General features: G+C 34.0%; 14 protein-coding genes. 11 read left to right on the forward strand and 3 right to left on the reverse strand.

Features of this window, described 5'->3' with window-relative positions; translation table 11 throughout:
- The first annotated feature begins 42 nt into the window (after positions 1 to 42).
- Positions 43 to 384, forward strand: coding sequence for a DUF2853 family protein (locus ACM55F_RS05115; protein WP_416852665.1), 342 nt, complete (start codon positions 43 to 45; stop codon positions 382 to 384).
- A 132-nt stretch (positions 385 to 516) separates the two neighbouring features.
- Here the strand turns inward: ACM55F_RS05115 and ACM55F_RS05120 are convergent, their stop codons facing one another.
- Entirely contained in the window at positions 517 to 966 is a 450-nt protein-coding gene (locus tag ACM55F_RS05120) for a hypothetical protein (RefSeq protein WP_416852666.1), read from the reverse strand.
- 537 nt (positions 967 to 1,503) lie between these two features.
- Here ACM55F_RS05120 and ACM55F_RS05125 point away from each other — a divergent pair.
- From ACM55F_RS05125 to ACM55F_RS05170, 10 genes are all read left to right on the forward strand, one after another.
- The gene (locus ACM55F_RS05125; protein WP_121365211.1) at positions 1,504 to 2,358 is read left to right on the forward strand and encodes a CvfB family protein; all 855 of its coding nucleotides are present in this window, start codon (positions 1,504 to 1,506) and stop codon (positions 2,356 to 2,358) included.
- 729 nt (positions 2,359 to 3,087) lie between these two features.
- Complete coding sequence (locus tag ACM55F_RS05130) at positions 3,088 to 3,918, forward strand: 1,4-dihydroxy-2-naphthoyl-CoA synthase (RefSeq protein WP_291247932.1); 831 nt, start codon at positions 3,088 to 3,090, stop codon at positions 3,916 to 3,918.
- Between the two features lie 184 nt (positions 3,919 to 4,102).
- Positions 4,103 to 4,624 carry a PH domain-containing protein gene (locus tag ACM55F_RS05135; protein WP_416852667.1) on the forward strand — a complete coding sequence of 174 codons (522 nt, stop codon included), beginning with the start codon at positions 4,103 to 4,105 and terminating at the stop codon, positions 4,622 to 4,624.
- Positions 4,624 to 6,138 carry a PH domain-containing protein gene (locus tag ACM55F_RS05140; protein ID WP_416852668.1) on the forward strand — a complete coding sequence of 505 codons (1,515 nt, stop codon included), beginning with the start codon at positions 4,624 to 4,626 and terminating at the stop codon, positions 6,136 to 6,138. Before ACM55F_RS05135 ends, ACM55F_RS05140 begins: the two co-directional genes overlap by 1 nt.
- 97 nt (positions 6,139 to 6,235) lie before the next feature.
- Positions 6,236 to 7,186: a 1,4-dihydroxy-2-naphthoate octaprenyltransferase gene (gene menA / locus ACM55F_RS05145; protein WP_416852669.1), complete on the forward strand. Its 951-nt coding sequence runs from the start codon at positions 6,236 to 6,238 to the stop codon at positions 7,184 to 7,186.
- A 76-nt stretch (positions 7,187 to 7,262) separates the two neighbouring features.
- Positions 7,263 to 7,940 (forward strand): metal-dependent hydrolase, encoded by a 678-nt coding sequence (locus ACM55F_RS05150; protein WP_416852670.1) that lies wholly within the window; start codon positions 7,263 to 7,265, stop codon positions 7,938 to 7,940.
- 238 nt (positions 7,941 to 8,178) lie between these two features.
- Positions 8,179 to 9,387 (forward strand): tetratricopeptide repeat protein, encoded by a 1,209-nt coding sequence (locus ACM55F_RS05155; protein WP_416852671.1) that lies wholly within the window; start codon positions 8,179 to 8,181, stop codon positions 9,385 to 9,387.
- A gap of 146 nt (positions 9,388 to 9,533) precedes the next feature.
- Complete coding sequence (locus tag ACM55F_RS05160) at positions 9,534 to 9,827, forward strand: type II toxin-antitoxin system HigB family toxin (RefSeq protein ID WP_416852672.1); 294 nt, start codon at positions 9,534 to 9,536, stop codon at positions 9,825 to 9,827.
- Between the two features lie 5 nt (positions 9,828 to 9,832).
- The gene (locus tag ACM55F_RS05165) at positions 9,833 to 10,189 is read left to right on the forward strand and encodes a helix-turn-helix domain-containing protein (protein WP_416852673.1); all 357 of its coding nucleotides are present in this window, start codon (positions 9,833 to 9,835) and stop codon (positions 10,187 to 10,189) included.
- A 52-nt stretch (positions 10,190 to 10,241) separates the two neighbouring features.
- Complete coding sequence (locus ACM55F_RS05170; protein WP_416852674.1) at positions 10,242 to 11,288, forward strand: o-succinylbenzoate synthase; 1,047 nt, start codon at positions 10,242 to 10,244, stop codon at positions 11,286 to 11,288.
- Position 11,289: 1 nt separating this feature from the next.
- On the opposite strand, the gene ACM55F_RS05175 is transcribed toward ACM55F_RS05170, so the two are convergent.
- Together ACM55F_RS05175 and ACM55F_RS05180 are read right to left on the reverse strand one after the other, a co-directional pair.
- Positions 11,290 to 12,378 carry an AI-2E family transporter gene (locus tag ACM55F_RS05175; protein ID WP_416852675.1) on the reverse strand — a complete coding sequence of 363 codons (1,089 nt, stop codon included), beginning with the start codon at positions 12,376 to 12,378 and terminating at the stop codon, positions 11,290 to 11,292.
- 187 nt (positions 12,379 to 12,565) lie between these two features.
- Complete coding sequence (locus ACM55F_RS05180) at positions 12,566 to 14,308, reverse strand: APC family permease (RefSeq protein WP_416852676.1); 1,743 nt, start codon at positions 14,306 to 14,308, stop codon at positions 12,566 to 12,568.
- Positions 14,309 to 14,454 lie beyond the last annotated feature (146 nt).

The raw sequence follows: 14,454 nt of genomic DNA on the forward strand, positions 1-14,454 counted from the left end.
GAGAGTATAAAAATCTATTAATCAAATATTAAACTTTTATTTATGAGTGCAAGAGACGAATTAATTGTAAAGTATGCTGCCGATTTGAAAGACAAATGTGGAGTAAATCCAGACATGGATTTGTTGACAAAAGTAACTATTGGTTGTGGTCCGTCAATTTATAATGATGATTCTGCAACGGTTGCCGGAACTCAACAAGCTGAATTAGATACCGTGAAAAACAATTTTCTAATCAAGAAATTAGGACTTGCTGACGGCGCTAATTTAGATGCGGGAATTGATGCCGTTATGGAAAAATACGGTCGTTCCAATAAAAATAAATACCGAGTTGTTGTATATTATTTATTGGCTGTTCATTTTAATAAAGAGAGTGTTTACAATTAATAATAGATATAAAAATGAAAAGCGCCTTTGTTGGCGCTTTTTTTATGAAGTGATTTTTCGTTTTAGTATTTTCAAATCACAGTTCCTCTAAGTCTGCAACTTTTAGGTTTTATGTTTCTGTATATAAGTGTTTTAATCGGAAGTTTTTGCGAATTTGCTTCCAATTCCATCATAATTATTATCTGAAATTTCCAATTTATTTGTTTCGTAAACTTCAATTATTCCGTTTATTACAACGTTATGAACTGGTACAACGTTTTGAAGCTGTTGATTTTTAGCATAACAAATTATAAATCTTTCCATTTCTCCAGAATAAATAGATCTTTTGATTACTAATTCATATGTTCCACTTTCGACTTCATTTCCGTTTTGGGCTATTGAGTATGCATAATTTTTCATTAAACTTAATTGAAAAGGATTTCCAATAGTTGGTTTTTCGTGAATATGGAATGCAAACCCTCCATCTGTACTTATCCAATTCCATTTTCCAATTAAATCCGAATTCTCTATTTTGGTTTCGTCATTAGAGCTACAAGAAATAAAGCCAATTGAAAAAATAAAGATTATAATAATTTTTTTCATAACTTTTTGTTTATTAATTAGATGCTCAAATCTTAATTTGGTTGCGCCATATTTTTACTTTTTTTCATTAGCTAATGGAGTCAATTTGGATGCGAATATGGGGAATTGTGCATAACTTGTATATACCCGAAACAAAGTAGTTCCTGTTTACCCATATTTGGTGGCTTTGCGCTACTTTGCAGTGGGTTATTTCCTCAAATATATATAAATGATTACAAACTACGCAAATGTCTTTTTGAATTATAGATAAACGTGACGCTATAATTCTTCTGAAAAACAAAACGTTCTAATCTAGCCCCGATGGGGGAAAGTATCCTTTTTATAAACGCTTTTAACCTTGTCAGAGTTAAAAACTCTGACAAGGTTGCGTTTAAAAAAGATACTGCGGACAGTGGGACGACTCCTGATGAAAAAACGGAAAGTTATGCTCCAAAAAAGGAAAAAAAACAGTCGGATTCGTCTTTATTTTTTTGTAGACAGTTTCTTAATTTACTATTTTCAAACTTCGTACCTTTGCGCTTTAGAAATTGAAAGAAAATGATTGAAATAGGAAAATACAATACGCTTACCATTTTACGCGATACCAAAGTAGGTTTGTTTCTGGGAAATCCAGAAAAAGATCCCGAAGGAATTCATGATATCCTATTACCTAACAAATACGTTCCTAACGAATTTGAAATAGGTGAGGAGTTGATTGTTTTTGTGTATCTGGACCACGAAGAAAGACCCGTTGCCACAACATTAGAACCATATATATTGTTGAATGAATTTGCACTTTTGCGTGTGAATTATACCAATCAGATTGGTGCTTTTATGGATTGGGGAATGGAAAAAGATATTTTGGTTCCGTTTAAAGAGCAGGCGCGTCCTATGGAAAAAGGAAAACGATACTTGGTGTATCTTTATATGGATGAAAAAACCAATCGTTTGGTTGCTTCAAGTAAATTGAATCAATTTTTAAAAAATGACCACCTTACAGTTGAAAAAGGGGAAGAGGTAGATTTAATCGTTTCACATATCACTGAATTAGGAATTAACGTAATCATCAACGAAAAGTACAAAGGGTTGATGTACAAAGATGAGGTATATGATGATGCGATTCGTACGGGAGACCGCATGCGAGGGTACATAAAAACGATACGTCCGGACAATAAAATTGATGTGGCATTGCAAGTTCAAGGATATCAAAGTATCGAACCAAATGCCGAGAAAATTCTGGATGAGTTAAGAGCCAGTAGAGGTTTCTTGCGCTTAACGGATAATTCACATCCGGAAGACATTAAAACGGTTTTGAAAATGAGTAAGAAAACCTTCAAGAAAGCCATTGGTGCTTTGTACAGGGAGAAATTAATCGAAATCAAGGAAGATGGAATTTACTTGGTTAAGGAATAAAAAAAAGAAAGACTAATCACAACGATTAGTCTTTCTCTTTTTATATTGTTTTGAATTCTTGAAATTCAAAACAAAAATAAATCTGATTCATTCTTAAAAGTATATTTATTCACTTTTATAATTAATAGCATCCTTAATACTACTTTAAAAACATTGACTTAAGCGCAAATTACTTTTTAAAATGGGTTTGTCTTTAAATGTCCAAACACTTGCTTAACAGCTAAGAATTAATTTCACATTAAAGCCTTGGTTTTGTATATATATTGAAAGATTATCTTCCTGAAATAACTGTATTGTTAGTACTCAACTTATTTATTGAGTGGGAATGCGAATCTTTATTTTAAACCGTAGGTGCTACTCTTTATTTTTTACTATTGGGGCAAATGGCCTTCTCATTAGCTCACTTATCTTGGTTTTAGAAAAAGTATTATAATTTATTACCATCGAAAAAGGAGCGACAAAATTTTTAATTGTATTCAAAAAAAAACATTTTTTAGGTTAATAAATCAGTGAAGTAATCAAACTAATCAAGTTACATTCTCCTGACTAGCAATATTTAAAATTAGGGATTATTTTGATTAGCAACTGTTAATATTCTATTTTTTTTTCATTTTTTAACATTTTCGATTGTTTAATCAGAGAAAGATTACCACAAGCTTCTCTTAAATAGAATAGATAAAATGTAAAAAATGATTTAATTTTACACTGAAATAATTTAAATCAATTGTAATGGATTGGATCACTGTCAAAGAATACGAGGATATAACCTATAAGAAATGCAATGGCGTTGCCAGAATAGCTTTTAACAGACCGGATGTGCGTAATGCTTTCCGACCAAAAACGACTTCGGAATTGTACAATGCATTTTATGATGCACAAGAAGATACTTCGATTGGTGTGGTTTTGCTTTCTGCTGAAGGACCTTCGTCCAAAGATGGCGTGTATTCTTTTTGCAGCGGTGGTGATCAAAACGCACGCGGTCATCAAGGCTATGTTGGAGAGGATGGACAACATCGTTTAAACATCTTGGAAGTACAACGTTTAATCCGATTCATGCCAAAAGTTGTTATCGCTGTTGTTCCAGGTTGGGCTGTAGGTGGAGGACACAGTTTGCATGTAGTTTGCGATTTGACTTTGGCGAGTAAAGAACATGCGATTTTCAAACAAACGGATGCCGATGTAACCAGTTTTGATGGTGGATACGGTTCGGCTTATTTGGCTAAAATGGTAGGGCAGAAAAAAGCTCGTGAAATTTTCTTCTTGGGACGCAACTATTCGGCTCAGGACGCTATGGATATGGGAATGGTGAATGCTGTGATTCCGCATGCTGAATTGGAAGATACGGCTTATGAATGGGCACAGGAAATATTAGGAAAATCACCAATGGCTATCAAAATGCTGAAATTTGCGATGAATCTTACCGATGATGGAATGGTGGGACAACAGGTTTTTGCAGGTGAAGCTACAAGACTTGCGTATATGACAGAAGAAGCCAAAGAAGGCAGAAATGCATTCCTTGAGAAAAGAAAACCGAATTTTGAGAAAAAATGGTTGCCGTAATTTAGTAATCAGTGTTCAGGAATCGGTTGTTATTTCTCCCGAAGCTTCTGGAGAAGGAGAAATCTCACTGACAGTTTCAGTAATCCGTATTCAGGCTAAAAAGAATCAAATAAAAACTTAGCGGCTTAGTGTCTTTGTGGCAAGAAAAAATCAATGCCTTTGCGGTGAAAAAAAAATAGTCTAAATGGAAAATTTCACAAACGAAACAATTGACACCAACCAACTTCCTAAATTTGAGGAAGTCACTTTTACGAAATTGCATCCTAAATATTTAAGAGTTGTTTTGATTAATTTGGCGTTATTTATTGGAATGCTTATTCTGGTTCCCGTGCTAATTTCTGTTTTCAATTCAGCACTTTTTTCTCAAAGAATATGGTTGATTTTAGGAGCTGTTATTCCGATACTTTCCCTTTTGATTATTGTGCTTTCTTATATTGGATTCCACAATAAAGGTTTTGCATTTAGGGAACACGATGTGCTTTTCAGACACGGAATTATTGCTACAAACACTATTGTAATTCCTTATAATAGAGTTCAGCATGTAGCTTTGCATGAAGGATTAATTCCACGTTATTTTGGTTTGGCCAAAATTGAAATTTTCACTGCGGGAGGAAGTTCCAGTGATATTGAAATCCCTGGAATCGAAAAAGAACAAGCCGAAAAGATCAAGCAACTGTTGATGGGGAAAATACAAAAGCAATTGTAATGGGAGCCGATTTTAGTCAGCCACAAAGGCAATCTGTAATAGGAATTTTGGTGATGTTTTTTTACACGCTTCAGCAATATGCCAGAGCGTTATGGCCTGTGATTGTTATTTGGATTTTTAAGTTTGATGAGATTAATAAATGGTATCTTTTTCTTGGGATGATCACCGTCTTTGTAGGTATTGGAGTTGTTTCCTATTTGAAATATCTGAATTTCACTTTTTTCTTAGACTCAGAAAACGAGGAATTCATTATTACAGATGGAGTTTTCAATAAAACCAAAACCGCTATTCAGCTTCGTAAAATCCAACAGGTAAATATAAATCAGTCTTTTATTCAAAAGTTGATTGGTGTTTATGAATTGGATGTAGATACAGCCGGAAGCAATAAAAAAGAAGGTGCCATAAAAGCGATTTCACATGAATTGGCTTTAGAATTAAAATCTCGACTATTAGATAATGAAGAAAAAAAGAGTATCGGTGAATCTGCTGTATTTCAATTTGAAGAAACGGAAGAAAAAACATTTGAAGCAGTACATCCTTTTATAAAAATAAGTTTTTTGAGTTTGTTGAAAGTTGGAATCACCTCAAACTATGAAAGAAGTATCGCTTTATTGCTGATTTTTTTCACTACTCTTTATGAGAATTTGCAAAATTTTGGAGATGAAAATAATGTTTATAAAGAAAAAGTTGGGTCTTATATAGATCAAAATTTAGTTTTTCAAACCGTTTTAATATCGATAGTATTGTTGTTTGGTGTGGTGTTGGTTGTAAATGTAATACGTACTGTTTTTAAGTATTATGATTATAAAATAACCCGACAAAAAGGGTCTTTATTATTGTCTTTTGGGTTGTTGAATACTAAAAGTACTATCATCAAACCTGAAAAAGTTCAGATTACAACCGTCACCAGAAATTATTTCCAAAAGAAAATGGGGATTTTAGAACTGAAAATCAAACAAGCAACCAGCGGAGAAAAAGAAGAACGCAAGTCGGTAATAGAAATTCCGGGATGCAGTGAGACCGAGAGAGATTCGATATTGAAATTATTGTTTCATAAAATTCCTGAAAAGGGATTAATGCTTCAGCCTAATTTTCGTAAACTTGTTTTTTCTGTTTTTCTTTCAATAGGATTACCTTTGTTGGGATTTATGGCGATTGGTTATTGGCTTGAACCTGTATTTTTTGAATACAGTTATGTAGTGCCAGTTTATTTTGTTTTTATTGGATTGATCCAGTATTTTAAATTTAAAAATAACCGATTATTCATTAACGAGAATTTTATAATAAAACAAAGTGGCGCTTGGGATGTCAGCAATGATATTATTGAGCCCAGTAAAATACAAGCGATTACAACTTCGCAGCTTTTCTGGCATAAAAAGTTGAATATTGGTTCTGTAACATTGCATACTGCAGGAGGAAATATAGCTTTTCAGTTAGGGAATTATTCAGTGATAAAACAACAAGTCAACCTTTGGTTGTACGAAATAGAAACTTCCGATAGTAATTGGATGTAGTTTAAAGAGGTTATTTGAGTATTTGTTTAATCGTTTAACCGAATTATCAAATAAGCAATTAGCCAAATAAACAGTTAAAATTTTTAAATAAAAAAATATGAAACATTGGATTGAAGCCGCACGTTTACGCACATTACCCTTATCGGTTTCTGGAATAATAGTTGGGAGTATGTATGCTTTGGCGCACCCAACGGATAACATATTGACGCCAACAGAAGTCTTTAACTGGCGATTGTTTGGATTTGCTATATTGACAACATTAGGATTGCAAATACTGTCCAATTTTGCCAATGATTATGGTGACGGCATGAAAGGAACGGATAATGAGGATCGAGTAGGTCCAAAACGCGCGATACAAAGCGGTGTAATTACTCCGCAAGCTATGAAGCGTGCCATTATAATTACTTCGGCATTGACGTTGCTTTCGGCGATGTTGTTGATTTATTATGCGTTTACCGATACTAATTTATGGTATTCCTTGTTTTATTTAGTGTTGGGAATTCTTTCAATTGTATCTGCAATTCGGTATACGGTTGGAAATACAGCTTATGGTTACCGTGGATTTGGCGATGTATTTGTCTTCGTATTTTTCGGATTGGTGAGTACTTTAGGAGTGAATTTTTTATACTCCAAACAACTGGATTTCGAATTGGTTTTACCAGCAATGGCTATTGGATTATTGAGTGTGGGTGTTTTGAATCTGAATAATATGCGAGACGAAGCATCAGATAGAAAATCAAATAAAAATACGATTGTCGTGAAAATAGGCGGAGCCAAAGCTAAAATATACCATTACATTCTGATTGTAACGGCGATGGTTTTGGTATTGGTTTTTGCAATTATAGATGATTTTCACTTTGATCAATACTTGTTTTTATTGGCTTATATTCCTTTAACCAAACATTTAATTACCGTCTATAAAAATCAAAACCCTAAGGAATTAGATCCCGAATTAAAAAAACTGGCACTAAGTACTTTTGCACTTTCGGTGTTGCTGGCATTGTGCATGATTTTCTTCTTTTCGGATTTGATTGTGAATAATTATTGAAGTGAATTTCAATGGCAATGACAATTTCAAAATCAATTTAAAACTTTAAATTATTTCAATCTTTAAATTAAAAAAAATGAAAATAACATTTTACGGTCACGCGTCATTGGGTTTAGAAGTTGGCGGCAAACACATCATTGTAGATCCTTATATTTCGGCTAATCCAAATGCAGCGCATATTGACATTGAAACTTTAAAAGCAGATTATATTTTAGTAACGCATGCGCACGGAGATCATATTCTGGATGTCGAGGCAATTGCTAAAAGAACGAATGCGGTAATTGTTTCCAATGCTGAAATTGCCGGTTATTATTCTCAAAAAGGGTTTCAATCGCATCCCATGAATCACGGCGGAAGCTGGAATTTCGATTTTGGGAAACTGAAATATGTAAATGCCATTCATTCCAGTTCCTTTCCTGACGGCAGTTATGGAGGAAATCCAGGCGGTTTTGTAATAGAAGGAGAGCATAAAAACGTCTATATTGCTGGAGATACGGCGCTAACTATGGATATGAAACTCATTCCTATGCGCACCAAACTCGACTTAGCAATTTTGCCAATAGGTGATAATTTCACCATGGATGTCGAAGATGCTATTCTTGCTTCTGATTTCTTGGATTGCGATAAAATTCTGGGCTATCACTACGACACTTTCGGTTATATCGAAATCGACCATGACGAATCCATACGTAAATTCTTCAATAAAGGAAAAGATTTGATGTTGCTGGAAATAGGAAGTTCCATCGAATTGTAATGTCATTGCGAGTTTTTCGAAGCAATCTCCAGCTATTCGTTGCAATCTTTTTTAAAGCTTCCAGCCTTCAAAAGGCTGGAAGCTTTAAAAAAGGATTTTCACTTCAAACGAAGTTCACTGAACTCTTATGTAAATAAAAAATAAGTGAAGTAATCTGGGCTAGGGTTATCGTTGACATAACACTTTATGAACTTTACGAAAAACTTTGGGAGCTTAGTGTTTAAATTTTAAATCAATCATGCAAAAAAAGAATTTCATTGTTTTATTTCTGTTTCTGATTACTGCAAATATCGTTTTTTCGCAAAAAGACGGCTATTGGGACAAAGCTCGCGCTACAACTGAAGAGATTACAGTTTCCGCCAGAGACAGAATCATCATCAAAACCCAAGATTTCCCCGAGGGAACCACTGAAGTCGTTTATAGAATAACGCTTTTGGATAAAAATCAGCAAATGGCAGGTAGTTTGGTTTCGGTTTTAAAAGCCATTCCGGATCCAACGGGAATAAGTCAAGGTTCAGCAGGAGCAGTTTTTATTTTGTCTAAAATTTCTGGAGATGACAAATGCAAGTATGCGGTTTTTTCAAGCGCCGACTTGGCCACAAAATATAAAGAAAACGGAAAAACTGATGACGCTTGTTTAGTTCAAGATACACCGGTCAGCAAAGATGCCAAACGACTTTCTACAGAGAAATCGGCTTGTATGCAATCTAATTCGGGAAATTTATGGTTTGGTTTCGAAAGTAAGAACTGGATCATGAACCAAAAAATTATTCTGGAAGTTGTGCCGTGGGTTGATAATAAACTCAGTCGTGGCTGGGCGCTTGAAAACAGAAAAGGAATCATAGATCAATGTAAAACATCCAATTTGGCTCAAAAAATGACCAATTCAGATGATTTTTGCGTTTGTATTCTCGATAAAATCCAATCCAAGTACAAGTTTAAGGAATTTCAAAAATTATTGGCTGTAGAGCGCGCTAAAGCGTTCAAGGATTTTGGGAATAGTTGTTTCAATGAAACGGGCGCTTCTAATGTAGTTTATAATAATTTGCGTAAACAAGCATCGGATTTAGCGAAACAAGGGCTTTATGGCGCTGCAATCGCTAAATTGAATGCGATAATTAATAACAACAAGGCAACATCTTTGGATTACAATGCAATTGGAAACAGTTATATTCTAACCAAGCAATACGGTAAAGCGATTAAATTCCTAAAAGAAGGCGAGAAGCTGGATGATTCGGAATTATTGATAAAACTGAATTTAGCGCACGCGTATTTATTGAATAATAACTATTCGTCTGCTAAAGCTATTTACAAGGAATACCAATTTCAAAACGTAACCGATAGTTTGAGTTGGGCTCAAAAAATAAAACTTGATTTTGAGGCTTTCAAAAAGGGGGGCATTAAAAATGATGATTTTGAAAGAGTTTTGAAGTTGATTGATAAATAGATTGAACTTTAAAAACTTAAATGCTTTATGTTTTAAAGAAGCGATTTTTTTACCATATAAGGCATTTAAGTATGTAATTCAAATAGTTAAAAAAATAAATTCCCAAAACGGGAACTTTTTACGTATCTTTGTAAAATAAATTGAATTTGAGAGTAATTGCGAAAAAAATATTGAGGGATTTCTGGGTAGCGCATACTGATTGTGAACAGCAGTTAAAATCTTGGTTTCAGGAAACCAGCAAAGCAGAATGGGAAAATCCCAATATGATAAAACAGCAATATCCAAGTGCAAGTATTTTAAATAGTAATCGGTTTGTTTTCAATATCAAAGGAAATAATTACAGATTAATAGTTAAAATAAATTTTGATCATCAAATGGTTTGGATTCGGTTTATTGGAACGCATGCAGAGTATGATAAAATTGACGCCAACAAAATTTAATTATAATGGAAATTAAACCTATAAAAACAGAAAACGATTATAACCAAGCTCTCGAAAGACTTGAAGTTATTTTTGATGCTAAAAAAAGCTCGTCTGAAGGCGACGAATTAGAAGTACTTGGGATTTTAATTGACCAATACGAGAATGAGCATTTTCCTATAGGCATGCCGGACCCAATTGAAGCTATAAAATTCAGAATGGAGCAAATGGGATACAATCAAAATGATTTAGCTAATATTGTTGGTCTTAAAAGTCGTGCGAGTGAAATCCTAAATCGGAAACGAAAACTTTCATTGGAAATGATCCGTCAATTGCACGAACAATTAAACATTCCTACAGATGTTTTAATTCAAGCGTATTAAAATTGATTGAGTTTATTTCAAATCATAATTCATAACTCATACTTTATAACTTTTGAAAGCAACCTACCACAAATACATTCTGGATTTCAAACGCCCATCGGGAACTTCCCGTGGCGTTATGACCGAAAAAGAAACTTGGTTTATTGTCTTGGAAAAAGAGGATAAAAAAGGAATTGGTGAATGCGGAATCCTTCGCGGATTGAGTATTGATGACCGACCGGATTATGAAGAAAAATTGCAATGGACTTGCGACAATATTCACTTGGGAAAAGACCAACTTTGGGAAGCGTTATTAGCCTTTCCTTCGATACAATTTGGAGTGGAAATGGCGTTCCAATCTTTGGAGAGTGAAAACCCTTTTTTATTGTTTCCTTCGGACTTTACAAATGGTACAAAATCCATCTTAATAAACGGTTTAGTTTGGATGGGAGAGGAGTCGTTTATGAAGCTGCAAATCGAAGAAAAACTAGCGCAAGGTTTCCGATGTATTAAACTTAAAATCGGAGCGATAGATTTCGATAAAGAACTGCAATTATTGCGATTTATCCGGCAACATTTTACTCCGGAACAAGTCGAAATTCGGGTTGATGCTAACGGTGCTTTTACTGAAAATGCGGCTTTAAATAAATTAATGCAACTGTCTGAATTTAAATTACATAGTATAGAACAGCCGATACAAAAAAATCATACTGACAGTATGGCAGAGCTATGTAAAATCACACCTTTTCCAATTGCTTTGGATGAAGAGTTGATTGGTGTGTTTTCTTTGGCAGAAAAAGAGCAATTGTTGGAAAAAATCAAGCCGCAATACATCATTCTCAAGCCTAGTTTTGTAGGTGGTTTTAGAGGTGCGCAAGAGTGGATTTCATTGGCTGAAAAGTATAAAATCGGGTGGTGGATTACCTCTGCTTTGGAGAGTAATATTGGATTAAATGTGATTGCGCAATGGACCTTTTTACAACATAATTTAATGCCTCAGGGATTAGGAACCGGAGCACTTTATACGAATAATTTTGACTGTCCGCTGGAAGTTTCAGAAGGGCAATTGTGGTACAAAAAGGAGTTAGATTGGGCGTTTGATTTTGCCCTTTTGAAATAGATTATTTCGTAGTTTTCTTTTGTTCGCCGTCTCCTAACAAGACGGATAATGTCTTTAAGCTTGGTGTGCGGTCCGCAATCAATTTTATGATACTGATGAACGGAATAAACAGAATCATTCCTGCAGCACCCCAAATAATACCTCCTACGATTACCACAATAATGATGACAAGTGTATTTATTTTCAAACGGCTTCCTACAGCAAAAGGAAATATAATATAGGCTTCGAGTGCTTGAACAATAGAAAAAACTGCAATAACGGCTAATGGATACCAAATCGAATTGTACGTTATCCAGGAAACTGCAATGGGCAAAAGCGAAGATATCATTATTCCCACATAGGGGATAAAAGTAAGTATTGAGGCTATAAAACCAAACAGAAAAGGATGTGGCACTCCTATAATCAATAGTCCAATGCTGTTTAACAATCCAACGATTAAATAGACCACTAACATTCCTTTGATGAAATTGTAATAGGCGTGAATGGTTTCAACGAGGATTTCGTGAATGGTTTTTTTTCGCTCCGGAGGGAAAAGTTCATACAAAGCATTCGATAACATTTGGCGATGAAAAAGTATTAATGCCGAAAAAACAGGAATCATTAATAGAAAAAATAAAGATTCAGATAGGGAATAAGCGGTGTTTTGTACTATTGAAAAAGCTTGAGAACCGGAGTTGTTGAGTGTATTATTGATAAATTCTGTTTGTTTTTCCAGACTAATGTCAAATCGTTCCGAAATAAAAAGGCTCAATTGATGTATCGTTTCGGTTAGTTTGGTTCTCAAAGATTGCCATTCCTGAAGAAACTCTGAAAACTGTACAAATAATAGATATATGACAGCTCCCACCAAAAGTGTTACTCCTAAAATAGAAATAACAATTGCAATTCCTTTGTTAATCCCTTTTGTTTCCATCCATTTACAGATTGGATACAGAATAAAACCAATGAGTAACGAAAAACTTAACGGAATAAATAGTGTTTTGCCAAAGTACAGAATCAAAGAGGACAATATTATAAACTGGAGTATTTCTAAAACAGAAAATCTCTTGTTAGATTGAAAAGGAACGGGTGTTTTAGAAGATTGTAACATACAAATTTGTATTATAACCGTTATTTCAAATTTCTTTTTTAGAATTGCAGGTTAGTATTTCATTTTTTGAAAATAAAAATGATTTTTTTTGGTATAACAAATATAGCGGATTAAAACTAATTTATCTATTTGTTTGAATTCTAGTTGTTTAAAGTGTAAAGCATTTTTTATTCTATAAATACAAAAATCACATAATTAATCTAACACCGCCTAATTCGGAGACTCTGTAGGAGAAACGATTACCAGGAGAACCAATGAACATGAAATTTTTGGGAATATTCCATTTTTTTGATAATTCGTCAATGATTTCCGGACCAAAAGTACCTTCTAATTCAATGAATTCAATGTCAATTTCAGGATAAGCACGGTCAAGAACTTTAAGGTCAATTATGAGTGAATCATTATTTTCGCCTTCCCGTTTTACATTAACAATTTTTAATTTCTTTGTCGTTTCATTATTTTCTACATATTGCATTACTTTATTTAAAATTGCCACATCATCTCCTTTGGTAAAAAAAACAAATTCCTGTGAATGGATTTTTTTATTCATTTTTGTTAAATAACGATTACTGAATATAACGAATCGTCTCAGAGGTTTGTAAAAATATTCTAAGGCATCAATTGATAGCTGGATTAGAAAAGACCTGTTTAACATGATACCAATAAATAGCAATGAAGGAATCAGATATTTGATAAAAGTATAAAAGGAATCAACATTTAATTGGACATTACCCACAAAAGCAGCGATTACCAATGATACGGCAACAACTACCGAAATTCCACTAGCTCTTTCAGGTCTGGGCAGTTTTTTTCGTTTAAATTTCAATAATAAATTTCCAATACCAAATAATCCCATTACTGCCAGAAAAGAGAACGTATAAACGCCGGCTATTGCAACCAGATTCCCACCGGTAACAAATAATACGGAAATACATAATATTAGAAAGCTGATAATTATTCTATAGTTTGAGCCTCTCTTATTTTGTTTCAAAAAGTAATTGGGTAGGATTCTGTCTAAAGTCATACGATTTAGTAACCCGGAAACCCCAACAAATGAAGTCAATACAGCTCCACATAATACCAAAACTGCGTCGATGGAAATAAGATAAGCAAGCCACGATCCGCCGGTTGTTTGTCCTAAAAAGGCAAGTAGGGATTCTTTATGTTCCCCAACTTCTGCCAGTGGTATTATGCATATTAATAATAAAGCCAGTAAAGGATTGAAAAAACTCACTATAGCCCACATATTACGAAGTGTTTTTGGAAACACACCATGTTCTTGTTCTTCAACAAAATTAGCAGAACTTTCAAAACCCGAAATCCCTAACATTGCCGCTGAAAAACCTAAGAAAAGTGCCCTAAAAATCCCACCAGAAGTAACTGGAAGATTCCAATTGATATGAAAAGTTTGTAGGCCATGATTAAAAAGAAACCAGCCAGATGCAAATACCAATAAACTAAGTGTGATTAAATGAATTAGGAATATAAAGACAGCGACAACAGCTGATTCTCCAATTCCTAAAATAGCCAAACCGGTAAAAGCAACTAAAACAATTACTGTAGTTATTGTGATGTCAATTCCAGGTGCTATTCCATGGAGATAATGCATACCTTCAGAAGCTGAGATTACTGCTGTAGCCATGTAAGACAAAACGGTTAATGTCGCTGCAAGCGATGCCATCCTTTTGGACGACGTGTTTAGCAATACGTTATAAGCACCACCGTTCAGTGGAATGGCACCAACTACTTCGCCATATATTTTTCTGAATAAAAAAAGGACAACTGCTACAAAAAGTAACGAAATCCAAGCGTACTGTCCCGCATACATAATCGTAAGCGCAGATACATAAAGGCAGGATGAACTTATATCATTTCCGCAAATAGCAGTTGCTTGTAACTCATTTAGTTTTTTATGTACTATTGTTTTCATTGTAGAATTTTTAATTTATTTCAGTATTTGTTTATCAGCTTGGTAATTAAGCATTTGTAAACAGCTAATTGGAAATGCAGAAGATAGAGGAAAAGAAATTCTCTATTATTTTTTGTTGAAAATTGTATATTAATTTTCGATTAAAT

The sequence above is a fragment of the Flavobacterium melibiosi genome (assembly GCF_048158545.1).
GTDB lineage: Bacteria > Bacteroidota > Bacteroidia > Flavobacteriales > Flavobacteriaceae > Flavobacterium > Flavobacterium melibiosi.

Bases quoted from the DNA above. Each gene is read 5' to 3' on its own strand.
- ACM55F_RS05115 (WP_416852665.1), top strand. From the start codon at position 43: ATGAGTGCAAGAGACGAATTAATTGTAAAGTATGCTGCCGATTTGAAA.
- ACM55F_RS05120 (WP_416852666.1), bottom strand. From the start codon at position 966: ATGAAAAAAATTATTATAATCTTTATTTTTTCAATTGGCTTTATTTCT.
- ACM55F_RS05125 (WP_121365211.1), top strand. From the start codon at position 1,504: ATGATTGAAATAGGAAAATACAATACGCTTACCATTTTACGCGATACC.
- ACM55F_RS05130 (WP_291247932.1), top strand. From the start codon at position 3,088: ATGGATTGGATCACTGTCAAAGAATACGAGGATATAACCTATAAGAAA.
- ACM55F_RS05135 (WP_416852667.1), top strand. From the start codon at position 4,103: ATGGAAAATTTCACAAACGAAACAATTGACACCAACCAACTTCCTAAA.
- ACM55F_RS05140 (WP_416852668.1), top strand. From the start codon at position 4,624: ATGGGAGCCGATTTTAGTCAGCCACAAAGGCAATCTGTAATAGGAATT.
- menA (WP_416852669.1), top strand. From the start codon at position 6,236: ATGAAACATTGGATTGAAGCCGCACGTTTACGCACATTACCCTTATCG.
- ACM55F_RS05150 (WP_416852670.1), top strand. From the start codon at position 7,263: ATGAAAATAACATTTTACGGTCACGCGTCATTGGGTTTAGAAGTTGGC.
- ACM55F_RS05155 (WP_416852671.1), top strand. From the start codon at position 8,179: ATGCAAAAAAAGAATTTCATTGTTTTATTTCTGTTTCTGATTACTGCA.
- ACM55F_RS05165 (WP_416852673.1), top strand. From the start codon at position 9,833: ATGGAAATTAAACCTATAAAAACAGAAAACGATTATAACCAAGCTCTC.
- ACM55F_RS05175 (WP_416852675.1), bottom strand. From the start codon at position 12,378: ATGTTACAATCTTCTAAAACACCCGTTCCTTTTCAATCTAACAAGAGA.
- ACM55F_RS05180 (WP_416852676.1), bottom strand. From the start codon at position 14,308: ATGAAAACAATAGTACATAAAAAACTAAATGAGTTACAAGCAACTGCT.